The 23,693-nt window shown below is 51.0% G+C and carries 23 protein-coding genes and 1 riboswitch; of the genes, 8 read left to right on the top strand and 15 right to left on the bottom strand.

The features are described from left to right. Window positions 1–18 precede the first annotated feature (18 nt). The 4 genes from ACFQNF_RS20360 to ACFQNF_RS20345 form a co-directional block, all read right to left on the bottom strand. Window positions 19–621 carry a class I SAM-dependent methyltransferase gene (locus ACFQNF_RS20360; protein ID WP_380190159.1) on the bottom strand — a complete coding sequence of 201 codons (603 nt, stop codon included), beginning with the start codon at window positions 619–621 and terminating at the stop codon, window positions 19–21. Then, a complete protein-coding gene (locus tag ACFQNF_RS20355) occupies window positions 621–971 on the bottom strand; it encodes a VOC family protein (protein WP_380190157.1) in 351 nt (116 codons plus the stop codon). The genes ACFQNF_RS20360 and ACFQNF_RS20355 overlap by 1 nt, the downstream gene beginning before the upstream one ends. Window positions 972–1,055: 84 nt before the next feature. After that, on the bottom strand, window positions 1,056–2,036 hold the full coding sequence (locus ACFQNF_RS20350) for a glycosyltransferase family 2 protein (protein WP_380190155.1): 981 nt from the start codon (window positions 2,034–2,036) through the stop codon (window positions 1,056–1,058). Beyond that, on the bottom strand, window positions 2,033–2,479 hold the full coding sequence (locus tag ACFQNF_RS20345) for a MarR family winged helix-turn-helix transcriptional regulator (protein WP_046352994.1): 447 nt from the start codon (window positions 2,477–2,479) through the stop codon (window positions 2,033–2,035). The genes ACFQNF_RS20350 and ACFQNF_RS20345 overlap by 4 nt, the downstream gene beginning before the upstream one ends. Window positions 2,480–2,645: 166 nt before the next feature. Between ACFQNF_RS20345 and ACFQNF_RS20340 the strand changes: the two genes are divergently transcribed. From ACFQNF_RS20340 to ACFQNF_RS20320, 5 genes are all read left to right on the top strand, one after another. Then, the gene (locus tag ACFQNF_RS20340; RefSeq protein ID WP_380190153.1) at window positions 2,646–3,779 is read left to right on the top strand and encodes an aminotransferase-like domain-containing protein; all 1,134 of its coding nucleotides are present in this window, start codon (window positions 2,646–2,648) and stop codon (window positions 3,777–3,779) included. A 393-nt stretch (window positions 3,780–4,172) separates the two neighbouring features. Further along, window positions 4,173–4,994, top strand: coding sequence for a hydroxyethylthiazole kinase (thiM, locus tag ACFQNF_RS20335; RefSeq protein ID WP_380190151.1), 822 nt, complete (start codon window positions 4,173–4,175; stop codon window positions 4,992–4,994). Window positions 4,995–5,085: 91 nt separating this feature from the next. Beyond that, window positions 5,086–5,715, top strand: a complete 630-nt coding sequence (thiE, locus tag ACFQNF_RS20330; RefSeq protein WP_380190149.1) for a thiamine phosphate synthase — start codon at window positions 5,086–5,088, stop codon at window positions 5,713–5,715. Window positions 5,716–5,967: 252 nt separating this feature from the next. Further along, on the top strand, window positions 5,968–6,762 hold the full coding sequence (gene thiD, locus ACFQNF_RS20325) for a bifunctional hydroxymethylpyrimidine kinase/phosphomethylpyrimidine kinase (RefSeq protein ID WP_380190147.1): 795 nt from the start codon (window positions 5,968–5,970) through the stop codon (window positions 6,760–6,762). Window positions 6,763–6,815: 53 nt separating this feature from the next. Beyond that, window positions 6,816–7,295, top strand: coding sequence for a YfbM family protein (locus ACFQNF_RS20320; RefSeq protein ID WP_380190145.1), 480 nt, complete (start codon window positions 6,816–6,818; stop codon window positions 7,293–7,295). A 63-nt stretch (window positions 7,296–7,358) separates the two neighbouring features. Here the strand turns inward: ACFQNF_RS20320 and ACFQNF_RS20315 are convergent, their stop codons facing one another. The 11 genes from ACFQNF_RS20315 to ACFQNF_RS20265 all read right to left on the bottom strand — a co-directional run bounded on the left by ACFQNF_RS20315 (window position 7,359) and on the right by ACFQNF_RS20265 (window position 19,851). After that, window positions 7,359–8,024: a hypothetical protein gene (locus ACFQNF_RS20315; RefSeq protein WP_380190143.1), complete on the bottom strand. Its 666-nt coding sequence runs from the start codon at window positions 8,022–8,024 to the stop codon at window positions 7,359–7,361. Between the two features lie 228 nt (window positions 8,025–8,252). Further along, window positions 8,253–8,750: a DUF2938 domain-containing protein gene (locus ACFQNF_RS20310; protein WP_380190141.1), complete on the bottom strand. Its 498-nt coding sequence runs from the start codon at window positions 8,748–8,750 to the stop codon at window positions 8,253–8,255. A 146-nt stretch (window positions 8,751–8,896) separates the two neighbouring features. Beyond that, on the bottom strand, window positions 8,897–10,156 hold the full coding sequence (locus ACFQNF_RS20305) for an ABC transporter permease (RefSeq protein WP_380190139.1): 1,260 nt from the start codon (window positions 10,154–10,156) through the stop codon (window positions 8,897–8,899). Beyond that, window positions 10,149–10,835 carry an ABC transporter ATP-binding protein gene (locus ACFQNF_RS20300; protein ID WP_380190137.1) on the bottom strand — a complete coding sequence of 229 codons (687 nt, stop codon included), beginning with the start codon at window positions 10,833–10,835 and terminating at the stop codon, window positions 10,149–10,151. Before ACFQNF_RS20300 ends, ACFQNF_RS20305 begins: the two co-directional genes overlap by 8 nt. A gap of 141 nt (window positions 10,836–10,976) precedes the next feature. After that, complete coding sequence (locus tag ACFQNF_RS20295; RefSeq protein ID WP_380190135.1) at window positions 10,977–11,465, bottom strand: DUF2796 domain-containing protein; 489 nt, start codon at window positions 11,463–11,465, stop codon at window positions 10,977–10,979. 15 nt (window positions 11,466–11,480) lie between these two features. Then, window positions 11,481–12,134 (bottom strand): DUF3299 domain-containing protein, encoded by a 654-nt coding sequence (locus ACFQNF_RS20290; protein WP_380190133.1) that lies wholly within the window; start codon window positions 12,132–12,134, stop codon window positions 11,481–11,483. Between the two features lie 382 nt (window positions 12,135–12,516). Then, window positions 12,517–13,458: a GNAT family N-acetyltransferase gene (locus ACFQNF_RS20285; RefSeq protein ID WP_380190131.1), complete on the bottom strand. Its 942-nt coding sequence runs from the start codon at window positions 13,456–13,458 to the stop codon at window positions 12,517–12,519. After that, on the bottom strand, window positions 13,455–14,732 hold the full coding sequence (locus ACFQNF_RS20280) for a phenylacetate--CoA ligase family protein (protein ID WP_380190129.1): 1,278 nt from the start codon (window positions 14,730–14,732) through the stop codon (window positions 13,455–13,457). The genes ACFQNF_RS20285 and ACFQNF_RS20280 overlap by 4 nt, the downstream gene beginning before the upstream one ends. A gap of 236 nt (window positions 14,733–14,968) precedes the next feature. After that, window positions 14,969–17,413: an acyl-CoA reductase gene (locus ACFQNF_RS20275; protein ID WP_380190127.1), complete on the bottom strand. Its 2,445-nt coding sequence runs from the start codon at window positions 17,411–17,413 to the stop codon at window positions 14,969–14,971. A gap of 2 nt (window positions 17,414–17,415) precedes the next feature. Beyond that, window positions 17,416–18,546 (bottom strand): LuxE/PaaK family acyltransferase, encoded by a 1,131-nt coding sequence (locus ACFQNF_RS20270; protein ID WP_380190125.1) that lies wholly within the window; start codon window positions 18,544–18,546, stop codon window positions 17,416–17,418. A 48-nt stretch (window positions 18,547–18,594) separates the two neighbouring features. Beyond that, the gene (locus ACFQNF_RS20265) at window positions 18,595–19,851 is read right to left on the bottom strand and encodes an MFS transporter (protein WP_380190123.1); all 1,257 of its coding nucleotides are present in this window, start codon (window positions 19,849–19,851) and stop codon (window positions 18,595–18,597) included. A gap of 1,038 nt (window positions 19,852–20,889) precedes the next feature. On the opposite strand from ACFQNF_RS20265, the gene ACFQNF_RS20260 reads away from it, so the two are divergent. The 3 genes from ACFQNF_RS20260 (at window position 20,890) to ACFQNF_RS20250 (ending at window position 23,633) form a co-directional block, all read left to right on the top strand. Continuing rightward, window positions 20,890–21,366, top strand: a complete 477-nt coding sequence (locus ACFQNF_RS20260; RefSeq protein ID WP_380190121.1) for a low molecular weight protein-tyrosine-phosphatase — start codon at window positions 20,890–20,892, stop codon at window positions 21,364–21,366. 86 nt (window positions 21,367–21,452) lie between these two features. Further along, a riboswitch (yybP-ykoY riboswitch) is annotated at window positions 21,453–21,584 on the top strand. 88 nt (window positions 21,585–21,672) lie between these two features. Then, window positions 21,673–22,239, top strand: coding sequence for a TMEM165/GDT1 family protein (locus ACFQNF_RS20255; protein WP_465262220.1), 567 nt, complete (start codon window positions 21,673–21,675; stop codon window positions 22,237–22,239). Window positions 22,240–22,340: 101 nt separating this feature from the next. Beyond that, window positions 22,341–23,633, top strand: a complete 1,293-nt coding sequence (locus ACFQNF_RS20250; RefSeq protein WP_380190117.1) for an NCS2 family permease — start codon at window positions 22,341–22,343, stop codon at window positions 23,631–23,633. Window positions 23,634–23,693 lie beyond the last annotated feature (60 nt).

Below are 23,693 nucleotides of genomic sequence, written 5' to 3'. Positions count from 1 at the left end.
ATTCCTTAAGGGCGATGATTAATCCACTGCATAGAGGTTTTCAAACAGGCTATTCAGTATTTTTGCTGTATTTATGTGACTAGGTACTAAAAACTGAGCCATATTGCCAAAATAGGCCACAGGGGTCAGATGTTGCTCGATATGGTGGTATTCGCTGCGATCCAAGTAGTCATCCCATAGGATGATTGCGCCGGGCTTTAGCTGAAGGAGCGAGTATAAAAAACACGGCACTCTAAAGCGCCCGTCGATCAGCACCAGACCCGGATCATGCGCCACGCGCCACGGCTTGCTGTAGTAGTCGGGCCATTGGCTTTGTAGCTGATTGTCTTTAGGAAACCCCCATTCAAGTGTTTCGCCGATAGGGGCGTGCAGTAGCTCGATCTGGCTGGATGATTGAATTGGGGCGATCTGGCTGGCTACTTTCTCTATCCATTCTTTGCTTGAATCGATCGATACAATTTGCTTCACCCCCAGCCACGCCGCCAGTACCGTACTGCCCCCCATGCCAAATTCTAAATAGCTTTGAGTGTTTTGCAGCGCGGCAGTGAGTGCCTGGCTCTCTGCTTCTGGCATATGGGGTTGAGGGGCGAGTGTATTGGGTGGCGCTGGGCGTGTAGGCACTATTCCGACCACACTGCATATTCGCTGCCGTTAGGGTCGTTAAATTGAAAGCGCCGTCCGCCAGGGAATGAAAAAATAGGCTTGAGGATGGTGCCACCTGCAGCCAGAACGGCGGCTTGGCTGTTCTCAAGGTTGCTGCTGTATAAAACAATTAAGGGCGCGCCAGTGTGGCTAGAGATGCTTAAATCGGCTTGGTAAAAGCCACCATCAATGCCCTCATTAGAAAATGCGCAATATTCCGGGCCGTAATCTACAAAAGTCCAGCCAAATACCGTGCTAAAAAAGGCTTTGCTCTTATTTAAATCTTTGGAGGGCATTTCAATATAATTGATTTTATGGTGCTGATGCATAGCGCGGCTCCGTATTGATTAAAGGTTTAGTTTGGAATAAGACCCCGTGAGGTCTGTTGTATTAAATCTCAATTTGCCGCGTATTTATAATAAAGACTGAATCTGTGTTGTTGGATTGCCACTGGCTTTCCATGCGTGCCATTGGCGCTGTAAGCGATATATTCTTTGCGCCAGAATTGGCTCGCTTACATACTGGCTTATTTTATTTTTGCTCAGCATCTCTTCTGCCCAATAGCTCACGTCTTCCGGGCAAAGTGCCCATGCTTGGCTGATATCGGAGAGCTGCCAAAGCCAATAGGGCGATAAATGCCCGTGGACTTGCAAGAGCTTGGGGTTGATCTTTGCGCCCAAATGATTGAGCTGCTTTTCCCAAATGCCACGCACATGGATATTGGCAAATTCGCCCGTGATTTCGGCGCTGCGTTGTTTTAAATGCTGGCGGTAGCGCACCAGTGGGATGCCCATATTGGCCAGTTGCCCGTGTTGGCTGAGGCGAATTACTAAATCCCAATCTTGCGCCATATCCATTTTTTCTGTGTATTGAATGCCGCTGGCCTGCCACAGCGCACGATTTATCATCATCGCGGGCTGGGCCATGGCGCAATAAAATAAATTGTCTACGCAAATATCATGGTGGTGGATTGGAAATAAACGCAGTGATTCTTCTTTGCGGTATTCATTAAATACCAGCATATCGCCCCCAACCACAATCACTTCAGGATGTTTGTTTAGAAATTGTGCAGAGAGGATAAACCGTTCTGGCAGGCTGATATCGTCAGCGTCGTGCAGGGCAATATAATCGCCTTGCGCTGCGGCCATGCCCAGATTGCGTGCATAAGACACGCCGCGATTACAGGGTAATTCAATCACATTAATACAAAGCGGGTGTGCGGCCTTCGAGAAATGGGCGATTTCCTGCTGGTAATTTTGCTGGCTGCCATCATTAATAAGAATGACTTCTACAGCAGAAAACAGAGCGTAATCGGCTACGGCTAAGCCTGCCAGCATTTCAGAAAAATGCTGGCTATCAGGATTCATAAAGGGAATAACAATGCTGAGCTTCATGCCGGAGGCCTAATGGCGTGTTTGTCGCTTGCCGCCAGAATAGACATAATCGCCCGCCAGCCTGCTTCTGATTCGGGGCTTTGGGCAAAAGCTTGCTGTAGTAATTGGCGTTGGCTGCTGGATAGTTGTTCTTCTAAAAGTTGACCTGATTCACTTAAGCTAAGACGTTTGACACGCCCGTCATGGCGGGCGGTGCTGGCAATAATCAGCCCTTTTGTTTGCAGCTCTCTGAGTGGCCGGTTGAGGGCCTGTTTGGACGTGCCCAGCCTAGCCAGTAGTGTATTAACTGATAGCCCTGCGTCACGGCCCACAAAATATAAAATGCGGTGGTGTACCCGTGCTAATTGCAAGGGCGCGAGCATTTCATCGGGCAGCGATGTAAAAGCGCGATAGCCGTAAAACAGGCTTTCTAAATCCGCGTTGAGTGTGTGATTTGGGTTCATGGTTCAGTGTCGTGTGAAATACGGATGCAAAATTCGCCCTGTGATGGCCCGCCTTACTGGGAAGCTTTTGCTTAAGTACTAGCCAACTGCGCAAGCTACGTATTGACAGGGTAGTTGCGCATACGGCATAAATAGGTCATATCTATTGACCTGTCTGGTGAATCCTATGTTTGCTGCGCGTATTGATCGTCTTACTTCTTCTCTTGTCAGAGACATTTTAGCTGCCGCATCAAAGCCGGGGGTGATTTCTTTTGCAGGAGGCTTACCCGCCAGCGAGGTTTTGTTCAGGGCTACACCAGAAGTGTTGGGCCAACTGGCTGACGATATCTGGCAATACGGGCAAACCGAAGGCGAGCCAGCACTCAGAGAACAAGTGGCGATAAGGGCCAGAAAGCTGGGCATTGCCTGTAGTGCCGAGCAGGTGTTGATTGTGAATGGCTCGCAACAGGGAATTGATCTGCTCAGCAAACTAATGATCGAAGAAGACACGCCCGTGCTGACCGAATCTCCTACCTATTTGGCCGCTTTGCAGGTGTTTCGCTTACTGGGCGCGCGTTTTGTAACGGCAGCGCAAGATGAAGAAGGCTTGTTGCCGGAGGCGGTAGCCGCTGCCGATGCGCGCTTGGCTTATCTGGTGCCTACTTTCCAAAATCCAACTGGTTTGTGTTATTCCCTAGCAAGGCGTAAGGCTTTGGCACAGGCCTTTGACGGGCAATCCATGGTGGTGTTTGAAGACGATCCTTACCGTGATCTGTCTTTTGACGGCCCTGCGCCCGCGCCTATTGTTTCGCACTTAAAGCAGGCACGTTGGGTATATCAGGGCTCGTTTTCTAAAACCTTAGCGCCAGGGCTGCGTCTAGGCTATTTGATTGTGCATCCGGATTTGATTCAAGCGATGACGCGCTTAAAGCAAGCTGCAGATTTGCATAGCAATCGTTTAAGCCAGGCGATTGTGACGCAGCTACTCAAAGACGGCTCTTTAGATCAGCATGTGGCGAGCATTTTGCCGCTTTATCGAGAGAAAAGAGATGTGATGCAGGCGGCTTTGCTAAAGCACTTGGGTGATAAGGCTAGTTGGGCCTTGCCATCTGGTGGCTTATTCTTTTGGCTTACGCTTAAATCCGAGCAAGATGTGATGCAGCTGATGCAAGAAGCATTAGAGGCTGGCTTGGCGATTATGCCCGGCTCGGCTTTTGATCCTGTGCCGCGTCAAACCAGCACCATCAGGTTGAATTTTAGCCATGCAAGCTTTGAGCAGATTGAGCAAGGTATTGTTTTGCTTGGCACTTTGATTAAGTAGGTTTTTTGTAAGCGGCAGACCGCTTTGCTGCGGCATATTTCTATTTTATTGCCTAGGTTTGATCTTTTACGCTTGTCTGTCTGGGCTAATATCCGCAAAATGTCGACCTGACTCGGGGTGCCGCTTATACAAGCAGCCTGTCGGACTTAAGGCTGATCTACTGCGGAAAAGCCGGATTTGGCCAGATTTCACGCATTTTTTCGTTGAATAGCTAGCTATTCGCCTCAAAAATCCGAGAAATCTGTCTCAAACCGTTCTTTCCCTCGCTACGATCGCTTAAGCCCAACAGGCTGCTAGAGCGGCTGAGAAATACCCGTGACCTGATCTGGATCATGCCAGCGTAGGGAAGTCGGCGCTGCTTGGCGCAGGCTTCCTGCCCGCTAAGGAGCCTAAATGTCTGATTTGCACACCATTCCGCTTATTCCCCAATTCCCCCTGTACCGCGTCGGCGAAGAGTTTGCGCGTGTGCGTGCTGCCGCGCCGCTGGTGCATTGCCTGAGTAATGAAGTGGTGCAGTCAATTACGGCCAATGTCTTGCTGGCGTTGGGCGCGTCCCCCGCTATGATTGTGGCCGAAGAAGAAGTGGCTGAGTTTGCCGCCATGGCCGATGCCCTGTTGATTAATGTAGGCACGCTGTATCCGGCCCGCCTGCTCGCCATGCAAAAAGCCGTTACGGCCGCCAATGCAGCCCATACGCCGTGGGTGCTTGATCCGGTGGCCGCTGGCGTTTTGGCTTATCGCACCGACGCATTGCATGATTTATTGCTGCAAAAACCGGCAGTGATTCGCGGTAATGCTTCAGAGATTATGGCTTTGGCAGGAGAATCGGCCAGTGGCAAAGGGGTTGATAGTACGGCCAGCTCGGTATTGGCGATTGCTGCTGCGCAACGTCTTGCACTGCAAACCGGTGCGATTGTGGCGGTAACGGGCGAAGCGGATTATGTCAGCGATGGAGTATCCACCTGGGCCATTCCTTGGGGCCATGTGTTGATGACGCGAGTCGTGGGTACGGGCTGTGCCCTCTCTGCGGTGGTGGCCGCTTTTGTGGCGGGCGCACCCGATAAGCTAGTGGCGGTGGCTGCAGCTTGTGCCGTGATGGCGATTGCGGGCGAGCGTGCCGAATCAGCCTGCGATGGCCCCGGCACATTCTTGCCTGCCTTTTTAGACGCGCTGTATATCATGCAGCCCGCCATGCTGAAGGCGGTGGACGAATGAAATCGGCTTTAGATTATCTGGTTCTCGATGTATGTAGCCGCGAGCGAGTGGTGGCGTTGTCGCTGGCGATATTATTATTGAAGGGGGCTAAATGAAGCCTGATTTAGATCTTTCTCTCTATTTAGTACTCGATCCTGATCTATGTGGTGGTGAAGAGGGCATGGTGGCTACTGCGGTGGCAGCGGTGGCGGGCGGCGTGACCATGGTGCAATTGCGCGCACCCAAGTGGAAAAAACGCCAATGGGTATCTGCCGCTCTGGCACTAAAAGCCGCGCTTGGTCCTATTCCGCTGATTATTAATGACCATATCGATGTGGCGCTCTTGGTCGATGCGGCGGGGGTGCATGTGGGCCAGCAAGATATCGCCCCAGAAATGGCTCGCCAACTGATCGGCCCGCATAAGCTGCTGGGCTTGTCGACATCAAACGCAGCGCATTTAGCCGCTGTGCCGTTGGATATCGTCGATTACATCGGCGTGGGGCCGGTCTTTGCGACGGGCACCAAACTTGATGCGTCCCCTGTGATTGGCTTAGCAGAATTTGCCAAACTCATGCAGGCCAAGGCCATCCCCGCAGTAGCCATTGGCGGGATTGGCCTTGGCCGCGTGGCCGCTTTACGAGCCGCCGGAGCCGATGGCGTGGCCGTGGTGTCCGCTATTTGCGGGCAAGCCGATCCGCAGCAGGCGGCGCAAGCATTGCGGCTAGAAGGCGCGGATGTTTAACCTTAGGGCGGGTAAAGCCCAGTCCTGTCAACTTAACAGGATTGGGGTTGATTTTTATAGGGTGTGCAAGTTGTTTCTCTTGCGCACCGCCCTTGGTGCGCAACGACTTCGTCGTTGTACACCCTATAAACTGCCGCACAATGACAAGCATTGAATCATCGTAGGGCGGGTTGCACCCGCCCTACGAAAAACATTTCGCTTAAGTTGTTAGGGTTGGGGTGAGACCCGCCGCATATTCTTATGGACTCATTGATGATTAATGCACTGACAATTGCAGGCTCAGATTCTGGCGGTGGCGCTGGCATCCAAGCTGATTTAAAAACCTTTTCGGCGCTTGGCGCTTATGGCATGAGCGTGATTACTGCGCTCACGGCGCAAAATACACTTGGGGTACATGGTGTTCACCCTGTGCCCCCTGATTTTGTACTGGCTCAGCTCAATGCCGTGCTGGCGGATATTCGCGTTGATAGCATCAAAATCGGCATGTTAGCTAATGTCGAAATCGTTAACGCCGTGGCTCAGGGCTTACGCCAGCACCAGCCCGCTTGCGTGGTGCTGGATACGGTGATGATCGCTAAAGGTGGACACCCGCTGCTTCTGCCTGAAGCGATTGCCGGAATTCGTGATCAACTCTTGCCGCTGGCCGACTTAATCACCCCTAATTTGCCTGAGGCCGCCGCCTTGCTGGGTGTGGCAGAAGCGTGTAATGAGGAGCAGATGCAAGCACAAGGCCATGCGCTGTTGGCGATGGGCGCAAGGGCGGTATTGATGAAAGGCGGGCATTTGGGAGGGGATGAAAGCCCAGATTGGCTGATCACCCCAGCCAGCACCACCCGCTTTGCTGCGCGGCGCATCGCCACAAAGCACACTCACGGCACGGGTTGCACGCTATCCGCCGCACTCGCGGCCTTAAGGCCTAAACACAAAGATTGGATTGCTACGGTCGATGCCGCAAAAAGCTATTTGCTCGCGGCCATTGCTGCGGCAGATCAATTGCAAGTCGGGCAGGGAATCGGGCCGGTGCATCATTTTCAGGCTTGGTGGTGATGTTGCAAGTGGCCGTTTTAGCACGGCTTATTTTTGAGGATTAAGGTGTAAATATGTCAATGATTGCTTGTTTTTTAGCTATTTCGCAGGATGAATTGGATGCTTTATATGATGAATCCGGCGAGATCGCTGCGGTTCTGGATGGTGAGTACGCGGCGCAAATTATCGATATTGATAAAGCATGGCATGGTATTCATTTTATGCTGACAGAAAATAGTTCCGCCTCATCCCCTTTGGCTCATGCCGTATTAGGTATTAAAAAAATAGGCGAAGAAGATGTGGGTTATGGCCCAGCTCATGGTATTTCTGCTGCCAGCGTAAAGAAAATTGCTGAGGCGTTAAATGGCATCTCTGAGGAAGCATTTCGCGCCATGTTTGATGCTGAAGCGATGACAAATGCAGAAATTTACCCTGATATTTGGGATAAAGACGATGAAGCGCTGGTGTTTCTGCTGACCCACTTTGAAGTATTAAAGGGCTTTTATGCCGATACCGCAAAAGCAGGCAAGGCGGCGATTAGTTTCTTGAATTAAATCTTTAGGGGGTCGAAGTAAGCTTTGGCTTGTGTGGATGCTGTTTCTTTAAACTAGTTGAAATTAATGGTTATCAACTCTAGGATGAGAAACTTCATCTATTGATGGTGCTTTAATATTTATCTCTTGATATGTTAAAAGAGACTCATGACTTTCTTTTTCTAGTTCTGTAGTTAAATCATTGCAAATGTTGTCATATTCTGTACTGACCCAATTCATTGTATGGTTAATTAATAATTTTAAATTGTTATAGGAGCCATCATTGAGGGTGATTGCTCCTATAGATGTAGAAATGATTTTTTCTATTTTATAGGGTTTGTCTTTGCAAGCTAATATGGCCCCTGTATGACTTTGCGAAAATGAATTCTCATCATGAACAAGGTGCTTATCTCGCAGGTATTTGAACTCTTTATGCGTTTTTAAGGCTAGTGGGTTATTTTTGAAAATACGCCCTGCAGAAAGTGGACCTCTGCTTTTAGAATTGCCAAAACATTTTATGTAGAAAATTATTGCAGAACGCCAAAGTGATTCTTGAATAAGCCCCGAATTTTCATAGGGATGTGTCACGGCATTGAAGCAACTCTCTGCAAAGAATAAATCCATTTTATGCAAGCTGAGATGAGATAAGCGTTTTGATTTTTCGCCTGTTAGTTTGATAACTCTTACTGTGTCAGGAAAATCTTCAATGTGCATAGTGCCATTGTTTGTATTTAATTTAATTGGTTCCAAAATATGATCTCTTGTCGGCGAGGTATGTTTGTGGGGTTTAATATGGCTTAATTAAATAAGATAAATTGAATTTCACAAGGTCTGCGTGATCATTTTTAGTAATGGACGCTCATTTGAATGATCAATTACGTCATCAGTGCTGATCGCCCATATGGTTCGGCCCCTATACTTTGAGAGCTTGATATTGCCGCCTGCCAGCGAGGCTTTAGTCGATTGATGGGTATGGATCTAGTGTAAAAGACTTAAACCCAAGGCCGTCCCATACAAGCCCATGCCAAAAACGGTATGGGTCATTAGGCTGCGCAGTCGGGCTTGTTTGGGATTAGGGGTTTTAGAGGCGGCTAGCCCTGCGCCCATGCCGGGTTGCATGATAAAAAATGGAAAAACCACGGTTGCTATGCCGAATAGGATGGTGGTTAGCGCCGCTGGCTGAGCCAGCCATTCTGGCCCAGCGATGGCGGTGAGCAAGGCCGCAAAGAAAACACCGGTTGCGTAGTGGGCCAGCCAGCCAATCTGTAGCTCGCCTCTAATCGCTGTGGCCTTGGCAATGCTGACATGCTTAAAACGCCCGCTCTGCATATGGCCGATCCAGCGGCCCGCCATCGCCCAGTTCAACGATTGAATATTAAAGAAGCGCTTCAATAGTAAGGCCCACAGGTCCATGAGTAAGGTGGCTCCAAGGCCGGTGATGGTGATTTTTAGGATGAGCTCAGATTCGGTATTCATGATTTCTTCCATTGCTTGTGTTTTTGTAAGGCGGCTGCATCATTGCAAGTGTTTGAATCATCGTAGGGCGGGTGAAACCCGCCGTTTTCTGTCGCATTTCATGCCAAAGTCTGGCGGGTTTTACCCGCCTTACGAAACTGCAGTAGCTAGCTTTGCTGGCTCAATCCATCACTCAAAGACATTCGATAAGCGCGCCATGCAGGAATTGCGCCAATGAGTGCGCCTGCTACTAAGGTAGCAGCCAGCATTAAAAGCTCGGTCTGTGTGGGCGGATTGATGGCGAGGCTCATGCCGTAAAATTCGCGCAGCAGCGGGCGGCAGGCGATGATGATGAGGTAGAGCAATGCCACCCCAGCCGCCATGCCGGTGCTGACCAGTAGTAGTGTTTCACCCATTACCAGCACAAAGATCTGCCATGCTCTTGCGCCCACCGAGCGTAATATCGCCATTTCGCGCCGACGCTCGTTAAGTCCGGTGAGTAAGGCGGTGAGCATGCCGAGTAAGCCAATCACCATTACAAAGGCAGACACCACCAGCAAGGCTTGTTCGGCGATTTTCATCAGTTGCCAAAGCTCGGAGAGCGCCACGCCCGGCATAATCGCCATCAGTGTTTCATCGGGGAATTGGTTAACCACCCGCTGATAGCTAAACAGCGCGGTGCGTGATTTAAGGCCCACATAAAAAGCTGTAATGGTGGCAGGTGGTGCAACGGCGCGGTTTTCATCGGCGGCGAGTACGCCAGCGGTAGATAGTAGCGAGGCGCTGCCCGATTCCCAGCCTTCGTGAATGGCAGTCAGGCCATCAAGCGACACATGTACGGTGTCGTCGACGGGAGTGCCCGTGGGGGCCAGAATACCTGTGATGCTAAAGGGCTGATCGCTGTGCTCGGACATCGCGCCTTCGCCGCTGCCGTGGGCGAGCACGATTTTTCCGCCTAGTTGATAGCTGAGCTTTTTTGCAACATTGGCACCGAGCACCGCATCATGCGTGTGGGCAAAGATTTGGCCTTGGGCCAGTTGTAGCTGTTGGCTGTCGCCAAATTGCAGGTATTTAAAGTAGTCGCGGCTGGTGCCTAAAACCGGGAAACCCTTGTGGCTATCGCCGAGCGAAACCGGAATTGTCCACGCCACACGCTCATCTTTGGCGAGTTTTTGATAGCTATCCCAGCCAATATTGTTGGTGGCGTTGCCAACGCGAAAAACGCTGTAAAGCAAAAGCTGCACCGAGCCTGTTCGCGCGCCAACAATTAGGTCGGTGCCGCTTACGGTGCTGGAGAAACTATTTCTGGCCTCGGTGCGCAGCCTTTCTACACCAATCAGCAGTAATACAGATAAAGCGACGGTGAGCACGGATAGGGCGACGGTAAGTCTGCGGCTGAGTAAGCTTTTAAAGGCGATTTTAAACATTAGATGTCTCCACCGTATTGATGGTGGGCAGGCTTAGGCTGCGATCAAAATGCACGGCGAGCTGTGGGTCGTGGCTAACTAAGAGAATGGCGGTTTGATGCTCTTGTGCGCATTCAAATAAAAGCTCGATAAAAGCGCCACGCCGCTCGGCATCGAGTGCCGAAGTGGGCTCATCTGCAATCAGAATTTCAGGCGCGCCAATCAGTGCGCGAGCCAGCGCCACACGTTGCTGCTGGCCGACCGATAGTGCGCTAACGGCTTGATGTAAGTGGGTGTGTAAATCGAGGCGTTTGAGTAAATGCAAGGCTTGCGCCTTCGCTCCGCCCTCTCCGGTGCGTTGCTGGCGCAGTTTAGAAAACTGGCAGGGCAGTAGCACATTATCGAGCACCGATAAATAAGGCAGTAAGTTGAACTGCTGAAACACATAGCCAAGGTGATCCGCTCTAAAGCGATCTCGCTTAGGGCCGGATAGCTGGGCTAAATCTTGGCCTAAAATTTTGATCTGGCCGCTTTGCGGTAAATGAATGCCGGTGAGCAAAGAAAGTAAGGTGCTTTTACCACTGCCACTGGGGCCGTGTAAAAACAGCCGCTCGGCCTTGGCGAGCTTGAATTCGGGGATATTTAGCGTAGGGAGCGAGCTGCCCGGCCAAGTGAACTGCAGGTTTTCGATCTGAATCACGGCTTACCTTTATTGGGCATTGTCTTTTGCTGGGCAGGGCTTAATGCATTGTATTTGTAGGGTGGGTGCAACCCGCGTATTTATAGTGCTGCGGGTTGCGCCCGCCCTACGGACAACTTTTCACTTCAGGAAATAGGGGTCTTACTTTAAATTCAGCACTTGGCCTGATTTAAGCTTGATTTGCTTTTGCCCATTGGCGTTTGCTAGGTTGACGGTGATTTTTTTAAAGCCTGCGAAGTTTTTCCATAGCGGCAGAGCGATGCTGCTTGGGGTGGCGGCGCATTCAAAGTGATACTCGGCATCGATATCGCTGTGGCCTTTCTTGCCAAAATCGGGCATTTTTATCTGCGGTGTGGTGGCTTTGCATTGTGCTGCGGCATCAATCGTAAATAGATTGTCGGCATTTTGTAATTGCTCGCTGACGGCTTTAAGTTTGGCTTTTTCTGCGTCATTTTTTGGCGCGTGCTCAAAGCCAAGCAGATTGTCAGCCGGGCTTTCCAGCGTGATAACTAGTTTTTTGCCTTCGATAGCGACGTCCATTTCTGCCACGCCATGTACATGCGCACCGTGTGCTGAGGCGAAACTGCTGAAAGATAAAGTCAGTAATGCGCTGATAAGTACTTTATTCATGGTGATGTCCTTGGTTTATTTAGGGGCTTGATATTCACGTACTTCGGTTGCCGTCATGGCATAACCCACGTCCACTTTGCTACTGCCATCGGCAAGCGCTAAGTCAGATTTGGATGATTTAACAAGCAGCTTGCCTCTCACCGTAATGGGGGCGAATAAGTTGCCAGCCGGAAAGCCTTTGGGATATTGCACAACGACCATTTGATTGGGTGGCGGGGCGGGCACATGGATGCAAGCGCCAATCACGGGAACAAGGATAAACTCGGTCACCTTTTTATTGTTTTGCTTTAATGGCAGCAAATAACCATCGAGTTGAACAATCTGGTTGTTGAGTGCGGTTTGCGCTTCAGTGGTGCGTTTTTTCTCAAAGGCTTCAATTTTGACGACCAAAGGTTCTAAATCACTGAAATCTTCTTTGAGAAGGGTACTGGTGTCCAAGCTGAGATCAGACGGCTTTAACTTGCCAGCAGTTACAATCGCTTTATGCTGGCGCTGCTGAAACGCGCGCATAAGGCGGGTTTTTTGTTCCTGATTCATATTGCCAACTGTTGCACGTAAGCTACTGGAATCAGGCTGCAAATCAGTCCACTTAATCGCGCGGGCATCTGCGGCAAGGAGTGAGTGGCTGATCAGAGTAAGGAGTAAGAGGGGCAGTAAGCGGTGAATCACGTTCAGTCCTCGTTATGAGATGTGTTCCAATTGTAACTGTGTTGCATTTGCGTGAGAAGCTTGTCACAAATATTTAATTAAAATGACGCAAAAGCGTTGGGTTGATGTGCCACAGGGCAAAAGAGGGCGAAGGCAATAACGAGTTATTTTCGAGGAGCATAACGCAGTGAATGGCCATTTTCCGGCCCAGCCCGGTCCTGGCGAGGAAAAGCCCACGCGTGCGGAGGGTTGGTTGCATTTTTGGGGCTGATCGGCATTAAAAAACACTCATGGTCTCATGCCATGTCGCGTCTTTTTCCTTGTTTAGCCCCAAAACTGTAACTAACGCAGCCGTGAATGAAGCGTCAATAGACCCTAGTGAAATTAATTTTAAAACAAGCGACTAGCGTGCACCCATCAGAATTTCTGCATGCTGTTTAAGGCTGCCTTGGTACAGTTTTCGGGCTGTCGGGCAGCATAATTCCAGCTTATGTGCCTTGTAGCCACGCTGCATCAGGCCATACCACCCCTGGGCGGGGCCAGGCATAAAGCCGGCATATGCAAAACCTGCGCGGCGCAGCTGTTGCATGGCTGCTGGCGTATGTTGATCTAGGCGCATCCGGAGATAAATCAGGCGCTTCTTTGGCATGTGGGCAACTTCATCCACGTTATCGGGGTGCAAGTCAGTCAGTGTCACCTCAATTCGATGTTCATGGCTTGCCACCGCCATCGGGCTAGGGGCGGCAGTGAAATCCATCAGGGAATGCGTACCAAAACTTTGCTCGATAGGGTCAAGCCAGTCTCGGCAGGATAAAGGCCACGGCAAGGCTGGCAAAGGAGAGGGTTGCAAAGGCAGGCAGCCCAGCACCACGCTTTCACGCCACTCGTTGCCAAACGGGGACGCCACATAATCCAATAGCAAGCCCGTGGTTTGGAAGCCTAGCGTCTGAGCCAAACGCTGGCTTTGTGCATGGGACGACACCTGTTTGATTGTCAATGTGCGCAGGCCGCATTCACGCGCATAGTCACGTAGGTAGGCTCCCAGCGTCGTGGCAATCCCCATGCCGCGTGCGCTAGGGTGAACAATATTGAGTGCCAGCTCGGCACTATCTGGGCAGTCCTTATGCATCCACAGCACGGCATGGCCAACAATTTGGCCTTCCACGCAGGCCACAACTGAATACCATTGCTGTTGTTCGTTATTGCGGCAAATCATTGAGGGCAGATAAACATCCGGATACACATAGCAGTCGCCATACACCGTGCGAAATAAGGCACTCACTTTGGCAGCATCTTCTGGTACGAAACTGCGGACCGAAACGGCAAACTTGTTCCATTTGCTCATGCTGGCTGCTCCGTTTGAACCACATAGGAGCGCTGGTCCACCACCCGCAATAACTTGCCTGAGCGAGGATGAAACGTCAGATTGTGAGCTGTGTGGCAAGCGATATCAACGCGCAGCAGATCACTCTGTGACAAGGTATTTATCGCTGGGTATTTCTCTAATAGTGTGGCATAAAGCGCACCCTTCACGGTGTTGCTTAAGCCGCCATCCGGAGCAACCCGCAGCGTCAAGCTGTCCATGCCGTCAGCGCGGGCCAGCAATAATTGCCAAGACGCTGGACCTAAATGTGCCTTCACAATGCCGCCAATCTCCTCAGGAAATAGCGAGAGCGTACCCAGCCGGACACGATAACCCTGACTGGCACGGCCACGGAGTGCAAACTTACGTTGCTTGGTATCGGTCGGTTCACACCAAACCGCTAAGTCACCGGTTGGATAACGAATCAGCGGCATCAAGTGCCGTTGCAGGTTGGTCACGACCAACACGCCTGTCTGGTCTACCGCCTCAATGGGCTCGCCGGTGGTTTCGTCGATGATTTCAACTAGGGCATCACCATCGAATACATGATGTTCGCCCAATAGGCAATCCGGCGTGCTGGCACCAATCAAGCCCGCATCAACACTGGCGCAGCCTACTGAGGCGAAGCGGGCGTTCGGCAAGACCAGCGACAGCATAGACAACTGCTCTTCAAACAAGCTTTCTCCGCCATACAGAACCAGCGTGACGCTGGTGAGTACTTGTCCGCGTTCGAGCAATTGGCTAGCGAAACGCAATAGTTGGGCGGGCACACCCGCCAGCACATTGATTTGGTGGGTCTCAATTGCCTGAGCCAGTAGCGTGGTCTCGACCGCACCGGTAAAAGGGTATTCGCAGACGGGCACGGGTGAGTGCGCCAATGCACCATGAATAAATAAAAAGCTGGTGTATAAATCGCCCGCAAAGAACAAATTGGCCACTCGGTCGCCAGGGGTGAGTTGTGAGCTCATTCCTTGGCCAAAAGCACGCACAAAATCACGCCACTCTTCACGGGAATACACCGACAGTTTGCCATTTCCGGTTGATCCCCCGGTTTGAAAAACATGGCCGTCAATGATGGGGCCGGTCAGTACCGGCCAAGACGATAATGTTTGTGATTGCTGCCAATACAAAGCAGGGTCGATCAGTGGCAAGTCGCGTAGTTGCCAACCAGAGCGGGGGATGTCTCGATACAGCGCGGCATAGAAAGGCGAGTGTTGACGTGCGTACTGCACGAGCTGTTCTATGAGAAGGGTCATTTGTATAGCTTCCTGCAAGCCGTCAATCCACTGCGCCCATGCATCTGTCAGCAGCGAAATGGTAGCTTGTTGTTGCGCTCATTTTTACAGGCCAGATGGCCTATTGTGATGCGTCTGTTCTAAGGGAGTACAGCCAAGACTGGGTGCGAGTCTAAGTTGACCTGCACACTCCATCTGGGCATTGCTGCCCAGTGGAGAGGCAAACCAAGCTCTGTACATTACTCATTACCTGCGAATTAAGCGGTGCCCGTAGTCTCGGCCGTGTTGCTTAATACGGGCTGCCGCCGATCCAGTACCAATGGTGTTTTGCCGCTTTGTGGGTGGCGTTGGAAATCCGTCGATAGTTTATGGATCACCTCCATTTCTAGTAGCCCGTTCTTCAGGGCCTCTCCTAGCTCGCTGTGCTGGCTTAAATGCTGGCGGACATGTTCAACATCACCCTCTACCTGCACCACTAGATGCTCTCTGCCGCTGGCGGTGTAGTTAATCAAGAACTGTAGCGGTAGGCCTATTGCCTTAGCACTGAGCGTAGGATTGAAAAAGACGGTCCCCACCCGTAGCAACTGGCCGTGCCTGCCACATAGCTCGAATCGCGGCGCTGGCAATCCACATTCACACGGGCCCGTCACCCAACGGCCTAAATCACCAAGGTCATAGCGTGTCACCGCCTGCCCCTCCCGTGCACGAGAGGTAAATAACAAGCGGCCAGCTACACCTGGCGCTGCGGCTTGGTCTTGCTCGGTATCCACAATTTCTAGCCACTGGGTATCGGCCAATAGATGGAATACGCCATCGGGCGAACTACCACAGCTGTGGCCTAATGGGCCGGCATCAACCGAGCCATATATGGCTGAACGGATCATCGACACGCCGAATCCAGCCAAGAACTCACCTTGTTGCGGATTTAAGTGCTCGCCGCCCAGCATGATTTTTTGGATGCCGCCGTAAGCGCGCAGCCTAGCCTCTTCCCGCACAAACAAATGGTGAATCGTGCCGGGCATGCCAATCAGCGTATTCACACCTTGGTCGATAATCAGCTGGGCAATTTCGCTGTAATCGTCGTCGCTCGGGCCGCCCATGGGGAAATGCACCGCTGACAATTTGTCCAAAATGGTGAAGAAGCTCAATAAGCCGCCATACAGGTTGCCGCCATAGAGCAAATTCATGACTCGATCGTTTGCCGGATCAAGGCCCGCCGCAAACAAGCCATCTGCCGCAGCTTGCATTTGCCGGTGATAATCGCGATAGCTGAAACCCGCTAGTTTGGGCTTGCCGCTGCTGCCGCCGCTACGGAAGAACAGCTGAGCATTCGCGGTCATTGGCGTTTGCTGGAAAACAGTCTTATCCATAATCGGCCGTGCAAGCAAACCTTCTGGCTCCGCTGGAAGCGGGTCAAGCGTAACGTGGTTTGGCAGCGCATCCGCCACAAAGCTCACCGACACTCGGCGCGTTAGCCGCGCCAATGCATACACGCCGTCATGCGGCTCGCCTTCATACCCATCGTGCATCGCACTCACAGACGTTACACGGCTCACACCGGCGGCCAGCAATATCTGGCTCAATTGTGCCAAATCATGGTTATGTGCCACTAAGCCGCAGGTTTGCAGCCGGGTACGCCAAGTTTGCAGCGTTCCCACCAATTGTGCTCGCGGCACGGGACGTAGCTGTACCGTGCGAAATAATGGCGACGCCACCAAGGCGGCTGTTTGCGCCCAAATAATGCGCCACCCCTCACCTTGCCAAACGTGCCCTGGCACATCAGAGAAGCTTTGATCAAGCCGTGCGAACGCAAGCTGGCTGCTGATTTCGGCAGACTCTTGTTCGCTAGGGATTAATCCAGGCCATTGCTGGGCACGGCGTGCGAGTGCTTTGGCCAACTGCTCGCCCACTTCCCGTAATACGGCAGGGTCTTCGCTATCCACCAATATGCATTGCGGGCTGGAACACGCCTGTTGGTCAAAGCGGCAAACCTCATCGGCCACGGCATCGAGCTGCGCCTCGCTTGCGGCGCTGGGCACCACATATGCAAAGCTGATGCGGTGCCCCCAGTCTATCCAGCGGCAGCCGGCGGGTAACTGCTGCCGAATAGCGTTCAGTGCGGCTTCCCCTCCCCAGGCAGACACCGCATCAGCCCTGCTGAACAGCTTAGCCAGATCAGTATTGGGCCAGGACAATACGGCAAGATAATCTGCCAATGTGCCGGTGCTGTCATGGCGAAGGAACGCCGCCAACAACGCAGCGGTGCGTCCGTTATCGCTGCTGCTGGGGCGTAGCCAGTTGACGTTGCCGACCAACAAGCTTTCTAACATGGCGAAGAAAGGCAGCAAGGCCGAATTGGCTGGCGTGATATGTACTACCAGCCCTAGCGGCCGCCAGCTTTCGTAATGCGGGCTACGGTAATCAATGCGGCGTAGCGAAAATGGCGCTTCGCCCAACTCTCGGGCTAGCTTGGTTGCCAAGGCATCACGCCGGCAGAAGCCGTGCAGCGCAGTGCGGCTTTCGGTGTCCAGATCTAGCGCGTCGCTATCGTTTAATACCCATTGGGCAAAACTTTCAGCACAAGCTAGTACCGTTTCGCTATCTAGCCGCTGTGCCAGCGTCGTTGGCAGTCGTGTTTGTAACGACGCCAATACGTCATTTGCCTCTGTCTGGCTTATGAGGGTGCCTTGTACGAGATACATGCTTAGGATTCCTTGATCAATTCAGATGCCGCTAGCGCACAGCTGCGGCTTTTGCTGGTGCCGGCGCGCCCCAGTAGTTCAAACCAGTCGGTTTCGATGCCGCAGCTGCAGGAGTGACCCGGATGCAAGATGGCCAAATCACTCATGACCACGCTGTGGGCGGGGCTCGATGTGATATAGGGCGATACAAAATGCAAAAAGCCCCTTGCGCCGTATGGTTGCGTGTCTAAAGTCGCTGGGTGGCGGATATAGGCGCGCGCATAGCTGGGAATATGGAAGTGATGCTTCGGGCATTCGATATAGGGCACTGGGTGTTCCACCGCGCCATAGCCATCTCGGCAGCGCACGTCTGGAATACCCAGTTGCTCACCCAAGCGTTGATACAACAGGGCTTTAGGGATGGCTTGGTCGGCGTGGGTTTTCCAACCGCCGCCCAGAAACACCAATGAATCTGGGTGTAGCTTCAGTGCTGGATAGCCCATTTCGCGCATGCGTTCGAGCGCAAACCACAAAAATGCAGGAAAGCCAAAGATACGAACCGGCAGGCCTTCTTCAGCAAACTCCTGCAAGGCCCGAATCACCCCAAACGGATCGAACTCGTTACCGTGGCCGTTATGCCGCAATGCATACACCGCTCGGTTGATTGGTGCGTATTTGCACAAAAATTGGTCGGTATAGGCCGTGCCGAGGGTGATTGCGCCAGCAGGCTCGTAACTTAACAACAGATAATTGCAGGGGGTATCGGGCGTATTCCAGCCGTATAGGTCGAAAATACGGTCAACCATTGCTTGGGCTGCACCTAGGCTGCGCTCGTCATAACGCATGCGGCTTTTTTGGCCGCTGGTGCCTGATGAAGTCAGCTCCAACGCTTCTTCGCCCGCTTTGCTTAATACCAAGCGACGCTTGAAATAATTGGCAAATAATGGAGGCAAGCTCGACCAGTCGTTCACGTTTTCCAGCTTCGCCTTATCCCATCCATTGGACGCTAGCCATTGGGCGTAGCCTGGCGACTCATCGCAATGATATTCAGTGAGTTCGCGCATTGCTGCGTTAAATAGCTGATCGCACGCGGCATCGGTACGATAGGGGGATTCGATGGCGCACAGCGCATCGACATGGACGAGTGAGGCCACAAATGATTTCCTAGGCAAGATAAATGAACGGAAGCGGGTAGTTAAAAACTAAATCGTAACGGCAGCAGTTATGGGCGGACGCTTAAGCAAGCACCACAGTGGCCAGAGAGCCAAACCCGCAGCAATACTGGCCGCAATAGCAAAAGCAGCAAGGCTGGTGCCCGCACCCAACACCGCAAGCGCCGAACTACCTAGGCCGATAGTGGCAACAGAAATCATCCCCAACATGGCGGCAACGGTGCCTTTGCCACTCTCGCTGGCAAACAAGGTCTGCCGGTAAAGCGTGGCGTTGCAAATGCCCATGCCGAAAGCGTAGATCGTTAAGCCCAGCACCAACGCCAATAAGTGGCCGGTGACCAGGGTGGCTCCCAGCATCAAGAGTAAGCCCCCAAAAATAGGCCACAGCGATAGGCGAATCAATGCATCAAGTTCAAGACGGGTAACCAGATAATTCAACGCCAGATTGCCGGCAATCAAGCCCCCAAAAATCGGCAATTGCCACAGGCCATAGGCAATAGAACTCAGCCCCAGATTATTCATCAGTAGCAAAGGGGCAAGGCCGATCCAGCCAATTAATGGGATGCTAATGAGCCCCAACACCAAGCTGCCTTGCATAAAGCGAGCATTGCCCAGTAGTTCACGGTAACTGGCCCAAATGCTTGCCAGATTAAGCGGCGCTGGCTCAAGCCGACTGCCATCTTTGCGCGTAACGCCTATGGTTTCAGGCATAAAAAACCACAGCCCGATCAAGACCAAGATGCCACATAGCCCCACGCCAACAAACAGCGTGCGCCACGTCACAATCTCTAGCAGCATACTGCCCAGCAATGGGCCTAATAATGGTGACAGCAAGGCGATATTGGCCAGTAGCGCCATAAGGCGAACCGCATCGGTTTCCTGAAAGGACTCTTGCAACGCGGGATAGCTCACCACCACCACAAAGCCCAGCGCAATGCCCTGAATAAAGCGTAACGCGTTGAATACATAGATGCCGCTTACCAAGGGCGTGATCAGACACGCCACGGCAAATAGGATTGCGCCAATCAACAACAATGGGCGACGGCCAAAACGATCCGACAAGGGGCCGATAAGCCATTGGAAGGCGACACCGCCTAGCAAATAGGCGTTCAGCGCTATGGGTACATGGCTAACGGGTGCATTGAGGTCTGCAACCACATACAACATGGCGGGCATCACAATATCGCTAGCGACATAGGTCAGCAGTTCAAATGTGGCGAGTAGCAAACAAAAAAATAGCGCCTGACGGGAGGAGATCGGTAAGAGCGAGCGGGTAAAAGAAGACATCGAGCCAACAATTTAGTTAAGTTAATCTGTGTGTTTAATCGGCAGACTTTCTTATGGAGAAAGTCTAGAAAGATGCTGCAGAAAAATGACGAAGCTACAAATAGACAAATTTCCTTAGCTACTTTTTAAACGGCTATGGGCTACAAAACACCCATCCAAACCATAAAAAAAGGGCAACAAAACAAGCTTGAATGATGACCACGCGAATGGACGCTTAACCTTCTAGTGAAATAGCCATGATCAAAGTTATCGAAGTCTGCTGTTTTACTTCATTTTCTAGGAGTGCCCCAGGTTGTGTGTGGGGGATTTCTGAAAGTGCGCCGAAGCGATGGAGCGATATTTCTAATTCACCGCTGATTACGTTTTTCAGGGGTGCTGCGTAGTTGATATCGGAGGCTATTCTTATGAATAATTACAATTTTATTGTATATGCAAGCAATAAAACTAGGTAAATATTTACCAGTTGCTGACGCATTGATACAGCATAAGGTTGTGAGAATGTTTTTTCTGAATTTTTCTACAGCACTAAAAATGAATGAATTAAAATTTAAGTTGTTGATTTTTTGTGTAAAAAGATACACGTCTTTTTAGAGGTTTGTTTTTTAAATATAATTTGCACAATTAGTGCCAAGGGAATAATGAAGCCTAAAGCTGAAGAGTTGAGTGCGTATTTCTGACGATTGTAATTACTGATGATGTCAGTTGTGTCTGGCGCTCATATTCTCTTGTAAACACCTTATCTTGAATGCCGACGTTGCCGATTGTGCAAATCTCAATATTGACTGTTTTGCCCTTCAATCAACCAAGCCTTAGCGACACCGTTTACGGGCGGCCTTACATAATCTTTCATTAGAGATCTAAAGCTGCGTCGGTATTTTTGTGCCAGCCAATAGTCAATCATCCAGAAGATGATTCGATCTAACTTGCTGACCTATGCGGTATCCTAAATGCCCACCATATATAATGTGCTAATTCGTTAATTTATATTTTTGGTAATTAACTGTTTTTAATGGCATTTTTCTTGATTGGCTGATTTTAATGAAAAAACTTAAAGTGCTTTTTGTGTGCACAGGAAATATCTGCAGAAGCCCCACTGCAGATGGGGTGATGCGGCAAAAGGTAGAGGTTGCGGGGCTAAGCCATGCCATTGAAGTGGATTCTGCCGGTACACAGGATTATCACATTGGGGAGCCGCCAGATCGGCGTTCGCAAAGTTATGCTAAAAAACGTGGTTTTGATTTGTCTTTTTTGCGCGCCCGCAGCGTGCAGCAGAGCGATTTTGCTGAGTTTGATTTGATTTTGGCGATGGATAATGGCCATTTAAGGGATTTACAACGGCAATGCCCACCAGAATATCAATCGCGGGTGAAATTATTTTTATCCTTTGCCCCTGTCCCTACTCAAAACGAGGTGTTAGATCCTTACTATGGCGGCCCAGCTGGGTTTGAGACCGTTCTGGATCAGTGCGAGGCGGGCTGCGCCGCGCTGCTGGGGCACATCAAAACAGCTGTTTAAGACATGTAAATAGTATGGCGTAGTGGCGGTTTTTGTAATCTGGGATTGCAGCATGCATAAGGGGTGGTTAAAATCCGCGCTTTGGTCTTCGGGGGAGTAGTCGCCTGCAGCTGGTTTGAAAGAACGGTTTGCGGGGAATACGTCAACATACTTGGATCGTTTGATCCATGGCGTATTCGGTTGGAGCGGTGTTCTGTAAGCAGAGCGCAGGCCAGCTTGACAAGACCTGAGGTTCGTTCAGCATTTCCCGGGGTGGGCAATGCTGTGCGACCTCTATCCTGCCCGCCCCGGAAACACGACTCGATGATTGATACCTTTCTTATTTCTACTGGCGTTGTCGCCATCGCCGAAATCGGCGATAAAACGCAATTACTTGCGTTAATTCTGGCAGCACGCTTTCGCCGTCCTTTGCCCATTATCTTGGGTATCTTTGTTGCGACTGTACTGAATCACTTTGCTGCCGGTTGGATTGGTCAGCAGGTAGCAGGTATGATTTCGCCGCTTGTTTTGCGCTGGGTGATTGGTTTGGGCTTTTTAGCGATTGCCGCCTGGGCACTGGTGCCCGATGAAATGGGCGAAGAAGAAGCGCAAATCAAGCCTTATGGCGCATTTGTTGCCACAACGTTAGCTTTCTTTTTGGCTGAGATTGGCGATAAAACGCAAGTGGCCACCGTGGCGCTGGCGCTGAAATATCAGCCTTTGTGGGCGGTGGTTGCTGGTACAACGGTCGGCATGATGATTGCCGATGTGCCTGCTGTTTTTGTGGGTAAGTGGATCGCAGCCCGAATGCATATTCTGCGTTATGTACGTTTTGTAGCCGCAGCCGTTTTTGCTCTGCTGGGTGTATTGGCTTTGTTAGGTGTGGGTAGTTGATTTTTTAAGCGTGCGAAAGTCGGAATGTATTTTTGTTTTCTATTTAGATTGCATCAATACGCTCCGGCTTATTTGTTTTTATTTAACGGGGAAATGGGCTCATGCTCGAAGCATTGTTCAAATTAAAAGAACACGGTACTAACGTTAAAACCGAAGTGATTGCGGGTTTTACAACGTTTTTAACTATGGCCTATATTATTTTTGTTAATCCAGCCATTTTGGCGCAAACCGGTATGGATTTTAATGCCGTGTTTGTGGCGACCTGTCTGGCTGCGGCTTTTGGTACTGCCGTGATGGCGCTTTTGGCTAATTACCCGATTGCGCTAGCCCCGGGTATGGGTTTGAACGCTTATTTTACCTTTGCTGTGGTTAAAGGCATGGGTGTGCCTTGGCAAACTGCGTTGGGTGCGGTGTTTATTTCTGGCGTGGTTTTTGTGCTGGTTTCCTCGTTTAAATTGCGTGAAGTGCTGGTGAATGCCATTCCGCATTCTTTAAAGCTGGCTATTTCTGCCGGTGTGGGATTGTTTCTGGCTATTATTGGGCTGAAAAGCGCTGGCCTGATTACCGCTTCGCCTGTGACGATGGTGCAATTGGGTGATATCCATGCACCAAGCACATTATTAGCCGTATTGGGCTTCTTTTTAATTGTGGCGCTTGAATACCGCAAAGTAAAAGGTGCAATTATTATTGGCGTATTAGGTGTGACGCTGCTGTCGATTTTATTCGGCTTAACCGAATTCAAAGGTGTGTTTTCACCGCCACCGTCGATTGCACCCACCTTTATGCAAATGGATATTAAAAGTGCGCTGAATGCGGGCCTCTTGGGTGTAGTGTTTATTTTCTTCTTTGTTGATTTGTTTGATACTACCGGCACTTTAGTCGGCGTTTCTCACCGCTCTGGTTTGCTGGATAAAGACGGCAAACTGCCCCGTTTAAAGAAAGCGCTGTTCGCTGATTCTTCTGCCATTATGGTAGGGGCCGCCTTGGGTACTTCAAGCGTAACCGCCTATGTTGAATCAGCGGCAGGCGTTGCAGCAGGCGGTCGCACGGGCCTGACTAGCTTGGTCGTTGCGATCTTGTTTTTGGCGGCTCTCTTTGTGGCGCCATTGGCTGGCACCGTACCTGCGTATGCCACCGCACCCGCACTTTGCTATGTAGCCGTACTGATGGCGCGTGGTCTGGCCGAAATTGATTGGGATGATATTACCGAAGCCGCACCTGCCGTGATTACCGCCGTAGGTATGCCGTTTACTTATTCGATTGCGGATGGGATTGCGTTTGGTTTTATTAGCTACGCGGCAATTAAAGTGCTGGCGGGTCGCTATAAAGATCTAAGCCCTGCCGTGTTGATTATTACTGCGCTGTGGCTGATTAAGTTTGCGGCTTTTGGTTAAGGGAACTATTTAAATGAGCTTATTGCAGGCAGAACCGCCTTACGCGGATTATATTCGGGG

This window comes from Iodobacter arcticus, from assembly GCF_042664895.1.
GTDB classification, from domain to species: Bacteria; Pseudomonadota; Gammaproteobacteria; order Burkholderiales; family Chitinibacteraceae; genus Iodobacter; species Iodobacter arcticus.
Note: the sequence above shows the minus strand (reverse complement) of the source record. Positions and strands in the feature narration are given on the sequence as shown.

Bases quoted from the DNA above. Each gene is read 5' to 3' on its own strand.
- ACFQNF_RS20260 (WP_380190121.1), top strand. From the start codon at position 20,890: ATGAAAAAACTTAAAGTGCTTTTTGTGTGCACAGGAAATATCTGCAGA.
- thiM (WP_380190151.1), top strand. From the start codon at position 4,173: ATGTCTGATTTGCACACCATTCCGCTTATTCCCCAATTCCCCCTGTAC.
- ACFQNF_RS20355 (WP_380190157.1), bottom strand. From the start codon at position 971: ATGCATCAGCACCATAAAATCAATTATATTGAAATGCCCTCCAAAGAT.
- ACFQNF_RS20340 (WP_380190153.1), top strand. From the start codon at position 2,646: ATGTTTGCTGCGCGTATTGATCGTCTTACTTCTTCTCTTGTCAGAGAC.
- ACFQNF_RS20275 (WP_380190127.1), bottom strand. From the start codon at position 17,413: ATGTATCTCGTACAAGGCACCCTCATAAGCCAGACAGAGGCAAATGAC.
- ACFQNF_RS20305 (WP_380190139.1), bottom strand. From the start codon at position 10,156: ATGTTTAAAATCGCCTTTAAAAGCTTACTCAGCCGCAGACTTACCGTC.
- ACFQNF_RS20285 (WP_380190131.1), bottom strand. From the start codon at position 13,458: ATGAGCAAATGGAACAAGTTTGCCGTTTCGGTCCGCAGTTTCGTACCA.
- thiE (WP_380190149.1), top strand. From the start codon at position 5,086: ATGAAGCCTGATTTAGATCTTTCTCTCTATTTAGTACTCGATCCTGAT.
- ACFQNF_RS20320 (WP_380190145.1), top strand. From the start codon at position 6,816: ATGTCAATGATTGCTTGTTTTTTAGCTATTTCGCAGGATGAATTGGAT.
- ACFQNF_RS20345 (WP_046352994.1), bottom strand. From the start codon at position 2,479: ATGAACCCAAATCACACACTCAACGCGGATTTAGAAAGCCTGTTTTAC.
- ACFQNF_RS20310 (WP_380190141.1), bottom strand. From the start codon at position 8,750: ATGAATACCGAATCTGAGCTCATCCTAAAAATCACCATCACCGGCCTT.
- ACFQNF_RS20250 (WP_380190117.1), top strand. From the start codon at position 22,341: ATGCTCGAAGCATTGTTCAAATTAAAAGAACACGGTACTAACGTTAAA.
- ACFQNF_RS20350 (WP_380190155.1), bottom strand. From the start codon at position 2,036: ATGAAGCTCAGCATTGTTATTCCCTTTATGAATCCTGATAGCCAGCAT.
- thiD (WP_380190147.1), top strand. From the start codon at position 5,968: ATGATTAATGCACTGACAATTGCAGGCTCAGATTCTGGCGGTGGCGCT.
- ACFQNF_RS20280 (WP_380190129.1), bottom strand. From the start codon at position 14,732: ATGACCCTTCTCATAGAACAGCTCGTGCAGTACGCACGTCAACACTCG.
- ACFQNF_RS20265 (WP_380190123.1), bottom strand. From the start codon at position 19,851: ATGTCTTCTTTTACCCGCTCGCTCTTACCGATCTCCTCCCGTCAGGCG.
- ACFQNF_RS20295 (WP_380190135.1), bottom strand. From the start codon at position 11,465: ATGAATAAAGTACTTATCAGCGCATTACTGACTTTATCTTTCAGCAGT.